This is a genomic window from Streptomyces griseomycini, assembly GCF_014203535.1.
Classification (GTDB): domain Bacteria; phylum Actinomycetota; class Actinomycetes; order Streptomycetales; family Streptomycetaceae; genus Streptomyces; species Streptomyces griseomycini.
Genome location: NZ_JACHJI010000005.1, coordinates 297,974 through 309,997, shown reverse-complemented (window position 1 = coordinate 309,997; position 12,024 = coordinate 297,974). Strand labels below are relative to the sequence as shown.

12 protein-coding genes are annotated in these 12,024 nt (G+C 72.9%); 7 read left to right on the top strand and 5 right to left on the bottom strand.

Annotated features, from left to right (window positions below; translation table 11 throughout):
• Window positions 1-146: 146 nt before the first annotated feature.
• Entirely contained in the window at window positions 147-743 is a 597-nt protein-coding gene (locus tag FHS37_RS15960; RefSeq protein WP_184821637.1) for an NAD(P)H-dependent oxidoreductase, read from the top strand.
• 78 nt (window positions 744-821) lie between these two features.
• Here FHS37_RS15960 and FHS37_RS15955 read toward each other — a convergent pair whose 3' ends face one another.
• From FHS37_RS15955 to FHS37_RS15935, 5 genes are all read right to left on the bottom strand, one after another.
• Window positions 822-2,018 carry a cytochrome P450 family protein gene (locus FHS37_RS15955; RefSeq protein WP_184821635.1) on the bottom strand — a complete coding sequence of 399 codons (1,197 nt, stop codon included), beginning with the start codon at window positions 2,016-2,018 and terminating at the stop codon, window positions 822-824.
• A gap of 267 nt (window positions 2,019-2,285) precedes the next feature.
• A complete protein-coding gene (locus FHS37_RS15950; protein WP_184821633.1) occupies window positions 2,286-3,152 on the bottom strand; it encodes an alpha/beta fold hydrolase in 867 nt (288 codons plus the stop codon).
• 485 nt (window positions 3,153-3,637) lie between these two features.
• On the bottom strand, window positions 3,638-3,883 hold the full coding sequence (locus tag FHS37_RS15945; protein ID WP_184821631.1) for a hypothetical protein: 246 nt from the start codon (window positions 3,881-3,883) through the stop codon (window positions 3,638-3,640).
• A 425-nt stretch (window positions 3,884-4,308) separates the two neighbouring features.
• Window positions 4,309-6,027 carry an acyl-CoA dehydrogenase family protein gene (locus tag FHS37_RS15940; protein ID WP_184821629.1) on the bottom strand — a complete coding sequence of 573 codons (1,719 nt, stop codon included), beginning with the start codon at window positions 6,025-6,027 and terminating at the stop codon, window positions 4,309-4,311.
• A 120-nt stretch (window positions 6,028-6,147) separates the two neighbouring features.
• A complete protein-coding gene (locus FHS37_RS15935; RefSeq protein ID WP_184821627.1) occupies window positions 6,148-6,717 on the bottom strand; it encodes a PadR family transcriptional regulator in 570 nt (189 codons plus the stop codon).
• Window positions 6,718-7,014: 297 nt separating this feature from the next.
• Here FHS37_RS15935 and FHS37_RS15930 point away from each other — a divergent pair, with 297 nt between their 5' ends.
• The 6 genes from FHS37_RS15930 (at window position 7,015) to FHS37_RS15905 (ending at window position 11,822) form a co-directional block, all read left to right on the top strand.
• Window positions 7,015-7,437, top strand: a complete 423-nt coding sequence (locus FHS37_RS15930) for a DUF6003 family protein (RefSeq protein WP_184821625.1) — start codon at window positions 7,015-7,017, stop codon at window positions 7,435-7,437.
• A gap of 939 nt (window positions 7,438-8,376) precedes the next feature.
• Window positions 8,377-8,991, top strand: a complete 615-nt coding sequence (locus FHS37_RS15925; RefSeq protein ID WP_184822138.1) for an ABC transporter ATP-binding protein — start codon at window positions 8,377-8,379, stop codon at window positions 8,989-8,991.
• Window positions 8,988-9,761, top strand: a complete 774-nt coding sequence (locus FHS37_RS15920) for a hypothetical protein (RefSeq protein WP_184821622.1) — start codon at window positions 8,988-8,990, stop codon at window positions 9,759-9,761. Before FHS37_RS15925 ends, FHS37_RS15920 begins: the two co-directional genes overlap by 4 nt.
• A gap of 156 nt (window positions 9,762-9,917) precedes the next feature.
• Window positions 9,918-10,475: a pyridoxamine 5'-phosphate oxidase family protein gene (locus FHS37_RS15915; protein ID WP_184821620.1), complete on the top strand. Its 558-nt coding sequence runs from the start codon at window positions 9,918-9,920 to the stop codon at window positions 10,473-10,475.
• Between the two features lie 153 nt (window positions 10,476-10,628).
• On the top strand, window positions 10,629-10,931 hold the full coding sequence (locus FHS37_RS15910; RefSeq protein WP_230534781.1) for a hypothetical protein: 303 nt from the start codon (window positions 10,629-10,631) through the stop codon (window positions 10,929-10,931).
• A 666-nt stretch (window positions 10,932-11,597) separates the two neighbouring features.
• Window positions 11,598-11,822: a helix-turn-helix domain-containing protein gene (locus tag FHS37_RS15905; protein WP_184821618.1), complete on the top strand. Its 225-nt coding sequence runs from the start codon at window positions 11,598-11,600 to the stop codon at window positions 11,820-11,822.
• Window positions 11,823-12,024 lie beyond the last annotated feature (202 nt).

The window sequence follows — 12,024 nt, the reverse complement described above, 5'->3', positions numbered from 1 at the left end:
ACCGCCGTGTCACGACAGCCGGCGATTTCACCCGGATCCTGTCGACCGGCCCCGCAAGCGGCGTCCCACCGGCATGATGATCAGCCGAGTGGGGCCGACTGCAGGGCCCTCACGGACGATGAGCATCGATGCCTCTGGGGGAATGAATGCCACGTGTAGGGGTTTACCTCGCGCACCCACGGCCCGGCAGTTTCAATCACGCGGTGTTCGATGCCGTCGTGCAACAGCTGCGCGACCTCGGATGCGAGGTGCTCGCGCACGATCTCTGCGCCGAGGGATTCGCACCCGGTCTCTCCGCCGACGAGACGGAGACGGTCCGGGCCGCCGCGGGTTCCCACGATCCGCAGGTGGCGCTGCACCGGTCGGAGGTGGCCACGCTCGATGCCATGGTGTTCGTCCATCCCAATTGGTGGGGCATGCCGCCCGCGGTCCTCGCGGGCTGGGTGCAGCGTGTGCTCGTGCCCGGCGTCGCCTACAAGCTGGGGACGGCGCAGGGAGAACCCGAGGGGCTGCTGAAAGCCGGCCGGGCCCTCGTCCTGAACACCTCCGACACCCCCGCCGACCGCGAGGAGACCGAGTTCGGAGACCCGCTGGACAGGATCTGGTCGGCATGTGTCCTGCCGTACGTGGGAGTGACCGACGTCCGCCGGGTCGTCTTCCGGACGGTCACCGGCTCCTCCCACGAGACCCGCGCGTCCTGGTTGCGACAGGCACGTCACCACGCCGCCGCACTGCTGGTCTGACGTGTGCGGCGGGGCGTGCGCCGCACACGTGCACCGAGCCGGGTGAGCGGACGCGGTCGGCCCGCGCCCGCCGTCGGCCTACCCGGTGAAACGCACGGGCAGGCTGCGCGGACCGCGGATCATCATCCCCGGCCGCCAGGTGATCGCCGCCGGGTGGATGTCCAGGGTCAGGTCGGGACAGCGTTCCAGCAGCGTCCTGACGGCGATCCGCGCCTCCAGGCGGGCCAGCGGGGCTCCCAGGCAGTGGTGGACGCCGTGGCCGAACGCCACATGACCGCGGGCGTCACGGGAGATGTCGAAGCGGTCGGGGGCGGGGAAGCGGGCGGGGTCGCGGTTGGCGTCGGCCATCGCGATCAGGACGAGCTCACCGCCCCCCGGGATGACCGTGTCGCCGATCGTCACGGGACCGGTGGTGAAGCGGAACGTGGGGGTCTCCACGGGGCCCTCGTAACGGAGCATCTCCTCGACCGCGGCGTCGATCAGGGAGAGGTCCGCGCGCAGGGCGGCCAGTTGCCGCGGGTGGGTGAGCAGGGCGAGGACGCCGTTGGAGATGAGGTTCACGGTGGTCTCGTGGCCGGCCACGAGCAGCAGCCAGGCCATGCCCAGGAGTTCCTCACGGGACAGCCGGTCGCCGTCCTCGCCGGAGTCGTGGATCAGCGCGCTCATGAGGTCGTCGCCGGGCCGTTTCCGCTTGCCCTCCACCAGGTCCGCCATGTACTGCGCCATCGAGTTCGCCGCGGCTCTGCGCTCTTCGGGGTCGACGGCGCCGAGGGCGTCGTTCGACCAGGTCCTGAAGGACGCGCGGTCCAGGTCCGGTACGCCGAGGAGTTCGCAGATCACGGACATCGGCAACGGGAAGGACAGCGCCTCGACGAGGTCGGCGCGTCCGTCGGGGGCGGCGAGCATCCGGTCCAGCAGCGCGTCGGTGGTCTTCTGGATGCGCGGGGCGAGTTCCTCCACCCGGCGCGCGGTGAACTCCCGGGCGACCAGTTTGCGCAGCCGCGTGTGGTCCGGCGGGTCGGCCCTGAGCATGTGCGGGCCGGAGGAGACGGAGCGCAGCGGCAGGGAGGGGGACGCCTTGCTCCAGTCCTTCGAGAGTTCGGGGTCGGCGAGTGCGGCACGCCCCGCCTCGTATCCGACGACGAGCCAGGCTTCCGCTCCCCCTTCCGGCATCCGGATGCGGTGCACCGCGCCCCGGGCCCGTAATCCGGCGTACACGGGGTAGGGGTCGCGGGTGAAGGACTCGCCCAGTGCGGCGAGATCGATGATGTCCATGGGACTGCCACCTCGTTCGTAGGGACGGGCATCCGACCGGGTGGCACCGCGTTCGGCGGGGCCCCATGCCCCCCGGCCGAGACGGCGACCGGTCTCGGCGGCGTCCCCGGCGTTGAGAGTGACCCATGGCGGGACGGTGCGCGTCAAGCGCACGGCCCGCTCGTCGGCCGCCCCGCCCCCGCGTGACGCGCAGGGGCGGGGCGGCTCACCAGGTGTCCGGGCGTCGGGAGCCGGACGAGCACCGCGTGACGACGAACAGGACGATCGTCAGCCGGCGTCTTCGAGGACCTCGCGCAGCTTGCGCGCGAAGGCCTCGGGCTGCCCGGCGTACCCGAACTCGCCGTCGAGGAAGCCGCCGTGGTGGCTCGGGAACACCGTCGCCCGCTGACCGAGCAGTCCGGCCACGGCCACCGATGCGCGTCCGGTGAAGAGGTCCCCGGACTCCTCGCCCACTGCGATCACGACCCGGGTCGGCGCCGCGACCAGCGCGTCGACGTCCGGCCGGTAGCTGCTGACCGCCCAGGACCGGTCGGAGAGCAGCGGATCGTCACGGGAGCCGTCGTCCTCGGTCGGCATCCCGAAGGCAGCGGGATCCGGCGCGGGCCGGGCGAAGTAGTCGTCGGTGAACTCGCCCCGCCACGACGTCATCGCGATGAAGGCCGCCATGCCGGCGCCCCAACCCTTCTCCTCGTAGGCGTCCCGGACACCGGCCCGGGCGCGCTCGGCGGCCCGGGCGTCGGGAATCACCGGGACGAGGGGCGGCTCGTGCGCCACCAGGGTGGTCACGTCGTCGGGGTACGCCGCCACGAGAGCGAGCGCGGTCACCGCACCGCCGCTGCTCGCGAACATCTCGACCGGGCCCGCACCGAGCGCCTCGATGACAGCGTGCACATCGGCGGCGTGGACCTGGGGCGCATGGTCGACCCGGCCGTCCCTGCGGGTGCTGCGGCCGATGCCGCGCGGGTCGTAGGTGATCACCGTGCGCTCGGGAAAGTGCGACACCAGCGCGCCGAAACCACGGGCGTCCATGGGCTGGCCGATCATGACCAGCGGGGGACGTCCGCCGGCGGTCAGCGGGCCGTGGACGTCGTAGGCGAGGTCGGCCCCGGAAGTCTTGAGCATCTGCGTCGTCATGACCGTGCAGACTTCCTGCGCATCGAGAACTCATCGGGTCCCGGGCGTGCCCGTCGGTCCGGTGCCCCGAGCCGGGGGCCGCCCCGCCCCACGGGTCCGCGCCGTGCCCGGCCGTCGGCTCCGCCAGGACCGCTCGGCCTGCGCGTTCGCCGTGCGCCGCCGAACGGCGCGTCCCGGCCTCCCAGAGGCACCGGGTCGACCACAGCGGAAGGACCAGGTGACCCCACCGCCCGCATACACGGCCCTGAGCCGTCGCACCCGGCTCGCCGCGTCCGTCCTCGCCCTGCCGGCACTCCCGTCACGCGGCTTCACCGCACGCGATCGCCGCCGCCCCGGGGCGGTGCGAAGAGGGGGCGGCCGTCGCCCCGACCAAGGGAATCCCGTTCGCCGTGAACACCGGCCGCCGAGTCCCGGCACGCAGCGCTGGACGAAGCAGTGGGGCATCCCCTGCCGCCCGACGCCCACGTCCGCCGCGCCGCCGGCGGTCACCGGGCCTTCGCCGACACGGTCGGCTCGGAGAGATACGCGATAGTGGGGAGTCCCTCCCTCGCCATGTCGGCCGGCCTCCCCCGGCCCTCCTCCTGCTCGTCCGGGTCGTGAGCGCACGAGACGAGGGGATGCAGTTCTTCGGGGCGGCCGATGCCGTGGGCGACGTCTGCGCGGAGGGGGTGGACGCCGGTGGCGGGGCCCAGGGTTCCGTCGGCGATCCGACCGGCGCCCCACTGGGCCATCGCCCTCCCCTGCGGCCCGAGGATCGGCGGGCGGTCGGAAGAACAGTTCCTGAGCAAGGGATCGGCGGCAGAGGCGGGGAGTCGACCGTCCGGATTCTTGCTCGCTGCGGTGCGGCCGGGCGCCGTCGGCGTGCAGGGCTTCGCCGAGCCGGCCGCCGAACTGCGCGGCAGCCGCCTCGTGGCAGTGGTCGACCTCGACGAACGGCAGCGGCACCGCGCGTCCTGTGGTCCGGCTCATCCCGTCGGCCGGAGCGCCGGGGGCATGGTCGCCCTGCCCGTCGCCATCGCCACCCCGGCCTCGTTCGCGAGGCCGGGGTCACGGGAGGCGAACCTCCGTCCGCGGCACGTGGGACCGAGGCCGAGCCCCTCCCCGCGGACGCGCGGGGCAGAGGCCCGGCCGTGGCGGGCGGCCGGGTGTACGCCGCCTACGGCGCCATCTCGTAGGCGCCGGACAGTGCCTCGACGCGCTCCCACACGCGGGCGAAGCGGGCCTCGTCGACGACCGGGCGGCGGACGGCGCCGAGAGCCCAGTCCCGCTGCCGCTCCGTGGCGGAGTCCTTGCCGTGGAGCTCGACGGCGTAGCCCGAGAAGTCGCGGACGAGGACGGCGAACAGTTCGTCGAGCACGTCCTCGTCGAGGCCGGTGAGCCGGGCCTGTTCGAGGATCAGCTGACCGTGCACCACAAGGGCGAACAGCTGTCCGACGGCGAGCAGGAGGTCCAGGTCGCGGCTCTGCCGCTCGTCGGGGGCGGCGGTGGTGACGAAGTCGCACAGGGCGTCGGCCTGCTCGCGGAACCGGGCCACGTTGGCCACCGTGGCGTACGCGTCGAAGGCGGCGCGCCAGTCGTGGAACCGGATGGAGCCGAGCCCCCGGGCCGGGCCCTGCCGGAAGAGGAAGGTGTCGTCGGCCGCGTCGAGGCGGGTGGGCACCTCGGGGTGGTCGACCGGGTCGAGCAGGTGGTTGCGCATGAACTTGAGGATCAGCGCGAGGTTGACGTGCACCGTGCCCTCGAGCTTCGGCAGGCTCCTGATCTCGACCGCGGCCTGGGCGAAGTAGTTGTCCTTCTCGAATCCCTTGGCCGCGATGACGTCCCACATCAGGTCGATGACCTTCTCGCCCTCGGTGGTGACCTTCATCTTGGTCATCGGGTTGAACAGCAGGTAGCGGCGGTCGTCCGGGCCGGCGGAGCGGAAGTAGTCGACGGCGCGGTCGCTGAACAGCTTCATGCCGACGAGGCGCACGTAGGCGTCGACCAGTTCGCGCCGCACGTGCGGGAAGGCCGTGACGGGGCGGCCGTACAGGATGCGGTTGTGGGCGTGGGTCACGGCCTCGTACATGGCGTGCTCGCAGATGCCGATCGAGGCGGTGCACAGGTTGAACTTGCCGACGTTCACGGTGTTGAGGGCGGCGTCGAAGGCGGCGCGGCCGGTGTGCAGGACGTCGTCGGGCGCCACCGGGTAGTCCGTGAGACGGAACTCGCTGACGTACTTGGAGGAGTCGACGACGTTCTTGACCAGGTGGTACGCCGGGTGACGGCTGTCGGCCGCGAAGAAGACGTAGCCGTCGGGGCCCTCGACGTCCGTCCGGCGGCCGAACACGGAGACGAGCCCGGCGGCGTTGCCGTTGCCGATGTAGTACTTGGAGCCGGTCGCCCGGAAGCCGCCGCTGCCGTCGGGTTCCAGCAGCATGTCCGTGGAGTAGATGTCCGCGCCGTGGCTCCTCTCGGAGAGGCCGAACGCGAACACCTCGCCCTGGGAGAGGAGTTCGGCCGCCCGGGTGCGGGCGGCGGCGTTGCCGCTCTGCCAGACCGGGCCGAGGCCGAGGATGGTGACCTGCCAGGCGTACCAGTAGTCGAGGCCGTAGAACCCGAGGATCTCGTTGAGGGCGGCGATGCGGGCGGTGTCCCAGCGCTGGTCCGGCCGGTCGCCGTCGGCGGCCGGGGTGAGGAAGGTGGCGAACAGGCCCTCCTTGGCGGCGAAGGCCAGGAAGTCCTCCAGCCAGACGCGGGAGCGGTAGTCCTCGATCAGCCTGCGCTTGCCGCGGGTCTCGAACCAGTCCACCGTGGCCCGCAGCAGCCTGCGGGTCTCGGCGTCGAAGTGCGCCGGGTCGTACGTGCGCGGGTTGAACAGCAGCTGGTCGGCCATGAGGTACGCCTTCCGGGGATCGGGTCGGGGTGCGTCGCTGGGTGTGGATCACTGCGATCCGGGGGTCCGGGGATCCGGGTCGGAGGGGAGGGCGGCCCGCACCGGGGCGGGCGCGTGGGGTCAGGTGGCGCCGGGCCGTTCGGCGCGGAGCCGGTGGAGGGTGTCGAGGACGTCGTCGAGCCAGGCGACGGTCATGCGCTCGAAGGCGATGCCTCCGCGCAGGACGACGTGCTGGAGCTCCCGGCCGGTGTCCAGCGGCCGGGGGGCTTCGGGCCCGGTGAAGTCCCGTTGCTCTCCGGTGAGGTAGCGCGCGAGCCGGTCACTGTGCGCCTTGCGGTGGCGCTCGACCTCGGAGATCAGTGCCGCCGGGTCGTCGAAGGCGGCGCCCCGGATCTTCACGGCGAGCTCGTGCCGGATGCTCTCCGGTTCGACGGGCTGGTGCAGCCATGCGGAGAGCGCCGCGCGGCCGGGCGCCGCGACGGAGTACTCCTTCTTGTCCGGCCGGCCCTGCTGCGGCACTTCGCGGACGTCCAGGAGGCCGTCGCCCTCCATGCGCCCGAGCACGCGGTAGATCTGCTGGTGGGTCGCGGTCCAGAAGTACCCGATCGACCTTTCGAACCGGTGAGCGAGTTCGTAACCCGAGCCCGGCTTCTCCAGCAGCGAGACGAGGATCGCGTGTTCGAGCGCCATGCTCCGATCCTCTTATGCAACTCGTTGCATATACAAGTCGCCGCCTCCGGATGAGAGGCGGCTCACCCCTGTCCCCTGACGGCGGTGCTTCCGCCTCGAACGCGCCCCGGTGACCGTGCGCGAGCACCGGCGGAGGCACGGGGCGCGACCGCCGCCCGGGGCGGCCCTCCACGAAGCCCGTGACGCGACCGCGATCCCCCGGCCGGCGCCGCGTCGCAGAGCGGACCGTTCCATCGTCGGCGATCGGGGTAGAGGAGACGCCATCCGGACAGGACCACCGCCCGTGAGGAACCGATCATGACCGACGACGCCTACCTAGTCCTGCTGAACGGCCCGGCCGGGGAGCTCGGGGTGCCGCCCGCAGCCATCGGGGAACTGGCCTGCATGGAGACCCCGGCAGTGCGGGCATGGCTGGACGCGCAGGGCGTGACCGCCACGTCCGCCGAACTCCGGCTGCTGCCCCCGGAGGAGACGGCGGCCATACCGGAGGACGCCGAGCGGCTGCCCGTACCCCTCGGCGACGAGGAACTGAACCTCGTGCGCCACTATGCCGCGCCGCGGAACGTCGCCCAGGTGGAGGAGGAGCTGCTGGCCTACCGTTCCTGCGCGGCCGGTCGCGACGCACTGCTCACCCGCGCGCTGGCCGCCGGTGTCCCGGCACACCGCGTCGCGGAACTGACGGGCGAGGATCTGGCACACGTCAAGGCCGTCGCGCGATGAGGAGCTCTGCGACCGTCCGGTGACCGGAAGCTCGCGGAGCGCCTCGTCGCGCTCGTCCTCCGGGCCGGGGGCGGGTACGGGCGCGGGGCACAGCACCGGCGGCACGGCACCGCCGCGTTGCCGTCACACCCTCTTACGCCGGCGCAGCGTCCGGCCGGTGACCGGCGCCCGGCCGACCGGGGAACGGAACGCGGCCCCGGGCCTCACCCACTTTCGTCGTCGCGCCGGAGGGCGTACGGCGGTCGCTCGCGGAGGCGCGGTGGTCGCCGGACTCCTGGAGCCCGCCGAGGCTTCACGGACCCGAGGCAGAAGGCGGCGTTCGAGGAGCTCCTCGCCCGGCAGCCGTCCCCCGGCGGGCGACGTGAGGGGGAGGGCGTTGCACGCCGCCTGCCGGTGTCCGGGCCGCTCCTGGCGGGCGTCGTGGTCGACCCGGCCGCCCTTCACACTCCCACGACGACCGGGGCGGAACGGGGAGAACGATCCGGCACCGACTCGAGCAGTCCGTTCCGCCGGCCGGGCGTGGTCCCCGAGGTGAACGGGACCGCCGCTCCGGATCCTGTCCCCCGGGCCGGCTCACGCCCCGGTCCCGAAGCGCACGCCGGAGGCGTTCCCGACGTGTCCCGAAGGGCCCGTGCGTCGTTGGCCGGTCGGAACCTGTGCACCCCACCGCCCTCGAGGAGCCCTCGTGGCCAGTCCGAGCCCGCTGCCCGTCGACCAGGACGAGGGCCCGCCGCCCCTGCGGTGTCCGTTCGTCAAAGGCGCGCACGCCCGCCCCGTCGGCTTCGGCGGGGCCTTGCCGCAGTGGGCCGCGGGACCCGGTCCCCACGCCGGCACCGGCGCTCCGTCCCGGCAGCGGGGATCCGGCCGCTGCCGGGGCCCGCGGAACCGGCGGTGCGCAGGCTCAGCCGTCCGGGCCCGGACGTGAGGCAGCAGCCGACGGTGGTGCTGCGCGTCACAGCGGTCCGCAAGGGCTTCGGTGCCCGGCAGGTCCTGCGCGGGATCAGCTTCGAGGCGCGGGCAGGGCAGTTGGTGGGCATCGTCGGGGAGAACGGCGCCGGGAAGACCACCCTGCTGCGCGTCCTCAGCGGCGACCTGCGGCCCGACGACGGACGCGTCGACCTGATGGGCACACGGGGGTACTGCCCGCAGCATCCGGTCCTGGACGAGGAACTGACCGTGCGCCAGCACCTGCGTCTCTTCCAGGTCGCCTACCGTCTCCCGGGTCCCGGCCGCGCGCTCCAGCTGATCGACGTCCTCTCCGCGGCCGGCTATCTGGACGCGCCGGTGAAAGTCCTCAGCGGTGGCACCCTGCAGAAGCTGAACCTGGTCCTGGCCTTGATGCACGATCCGGACGTCGTGCTGCTCGACGAGCCGTACCAGGGCTTCGACTGGGAGACCTACCTGCGGTTCTGGGACCTCGCCCAAGAGCTGAAGGACCGCGGCCGCACCGTGGTCATCGTCTCCCACCTCGCCCATGACACCGAACGCCTGGACGTCCTGCACCATCTGCGCGACGGCCTCCTCGAGCCCTCACCCGCGGCGGGCACCGCATGAGTGCCTACCTGGTCGCCTGCCGCTACGCCCTGCTGGCCATGGCGAAGAACCGGCTGGCCGCCGTGCTCCTGATCGCCTTCATCCCGCTGTGGATCACCGTGGCGAAAACCCTCACCACGCCGAAGACGTTTCCCTTCCGGCTGCGCGCCACCGGTACCTGGCTGCGCGCCGGCGGAGACGAGATCACGATGATCAGCGGCTCCCTGAACGCCGTGTCCCTGCTCGTGGGGTTCCTGATGTTCAGCGCCGCGCGCCGCACGAGGGCCTTCGACCGTCGCCTCACGGCAGCCGGCTACCCCCGGACCGCCCTCATCGGCGCCAAGCTCACCACGCTCCTGGTCTCATCGGTGCTGGTCAGCACCTACGCCACGGCCTGGATGCTGCTGTTCTGGTCTCCCCTGCAGCCCTTCCTCCTCGGCGTCGCGGTCCTGGCGGTCTGTCTGGTCTACGGGGCCATGGGCATGTGCCTGGCCCTCTTCCTGCGCGGCGAGGTCGAAGGACTGGTCACGATCATCATGACCAGCATCATCGACCTCGCACCGCAGAATCCCGTCGCCAGCACCACCGCCGACAAAGCCCTGGTCGAGCTGCTCCCGAGCTACGGCTCCCTCCAGACCAGCCTCGCCGCGGGATTCACCCGGAACGCCACCTTGAGTCCTCTGCTCCACAGCACGGCCTGGCTGATCGCCATGACCGCCACCGCGCTCGCCGCCTTCGCCCTCCGCACCCGCACCCACCAGAGCCGCCCGCGCCCCCGCCGTGACGGGTAGGAGCCCCCGGCAGAGCCGCCGGAGCCGGGAGAGGACGCGCCCGACGGCCCGGCGGAGGGACCCGGACCGGGCGTGCAGCGGGACACGAACGGGTGCGGTGATGGTTTCGGCTCGGGCTGCCGGCGGTCAGGAGGAGGAAGAGGAAGGAGGTCCGCCATGCCGACACGGGGACCCGAGAAGCAACCCACGGCCGAGCTCGACGCCCGCTACAGCTCCGCGCTCGATCCCCGCCCGGGTGCCGCGGACGTCACCGCCGTCGAGTGGGCCCGGGCCCGACGGCAGCTGGAGACCGCGGAGGTCTTCTGGGTGTCCACGGTGCGGCCCGACGGGCGGCTGCACGTCACGCCCGTGATCACCGCCTGGCACGACGGTGTGCTCTACTTCTCCACCGGGCCGGGGGAGCAGAAGGCGAGGAACCTCGCTCATGACGCCCACTGCGCGCTGACCACCGGCGGGAACTCGCTCACCGAAGGGCTCGACCTCGTGGTCGAGGGCAAGGCCGCGCCGGTTGCCGATCCAGCGGTGCTGGAGGAGGTGATCGCGGCGTACGAGGCGAAGTACGGGCCGCACATCACCTCGCCCCGGGGCACCTTCCACGGGATCGGGGACGCGTTTCGGAAGGGGGACGCGGTGGTGTTCGCGGTGGCCCCGGTCACGGCGTACGGCTTCGGCCGGGACCACGGGGTCTACACCCATACGCGGTGGGTGTTCTGAGCGGTGGAACGTCCCGGGGCCGTGCCCGCCCGCCCCTCCCGCACGGCTGTCACCGAGTCCCGGGCCCGCGGCCACAACGGCCTCGGCGGTCGTCCGGGCCCTGCACCTCACCGACGACCAGCGCACCCGGTCGGCTTCGGGCAGGGCACGCCGGTGCTGTTCGAGGGCGTCGCTCATGTGCCCGAGGACACCAACGGGCGTCGTGAGCGCCTGTTCCGGGGCGTGCTCGAGCGCATCCGGTGGGATCCGGAGCCGGGGCACCCCGAGGCTCGGCCGGTGGAGCCGGGACCGCTCGGCGGCTCGGTGGAGTGCCTGCTCGCCTCGCCGGGCGGGGACGGCGACGTCATCTGCGGCCGGGCCGACGAGGGCACGGCGGCCGTCGCGCCCTTCGAGGACGGCACGCTCGCCGATGCGGGGAAGCTCTACGTCGGGATGCGCGGGGACCTGGAGCGCTGACCGACCAGCGAGCGAGAACGACGCCGCAGGCCGGGACGGGAGGCGATGGACGGCGACGCCGCATGTGGTGGGTCCGGGGTCCCGCGAGGGTGGAGCGGTACTCCAACGGGAGCGCGGGCGCGACGCCCAGCCCGGATTCCGGTGCCTTGCCGCGCCGACCACGTCCGGCCGCGCGGCACGCACCGCCGTCAGCGCCCCGTTCGGCCCGAAGGCGAACGCGCCGGTCGGATCCGGGGCGAGCGACGGCGCAGGTCCGGGACTCGTACCAGCCCGGGCGCCCCGCCCGGTCCACCAGCCTCGCGGTGCGCCGCGTCCACCCGCACCGGGGCTGCCCGCTGAGGCGGCGGCGGTCGTCCCGGTGCTGAGGTCGCCGGTGCTGCTGCTCACAACGGTCTTGACCGTGCCGTGGTGGGCGGGTGTCGGCCTTCCGGGGCCGGAGCCACCTGATGCGTGACCGTGGAGGGCGGTCGCCCACGCGGCGGAAGACACCGCGGGGCTTTTGCCGAACGATCGTCCCTGCGGCCGACGGCGTGAACTTCCGGCCGCCCGCTGGTGCGCAGGGGTTGCTCGTCGAGCCCGGGCAACACGTTTCCGTTCTGTGGCTCGTCCCTTGTCGGGGGTAGACGACGATCACGGCCAGACGTCGATCATCGAAGGAGACGAGCCGTGGACAAGGGCAAACAGATCACGGGCGCGGCCCGTGAGGAGCTCGCGCGGGAGATGAAGGAGCAGTACGAGAACGGCCTGTCCATACGGGCCATCGCCGAAGCGCACGGGCGGTCGTACGGGTTCGTCCACCGCGTCCTCACCGAGACGGACGTCCCCCTGCGCAGCCGGGGCGGGGACCGTCCCCGCCGACGGCTCGAGAAGGCCGGGCGCCCGCAAAGGTGACGAGGGCCCCTTCGGCAGGGGCCCACCGCGGGCCGAGGAACTCGCGGACCGCGGCAGCGAAGCCGGTCGGGCCGGTGTGACCGGCCGGAGACCCGACGGACAGGGCGGGACGGTCACCAAGGGCCGTCCCGCCCTGCGGTCCGCCGTGTGCGCCGACGTCGGACTCACCGGCGACGGGATCGACGAGGAACTGCGTTCCGGG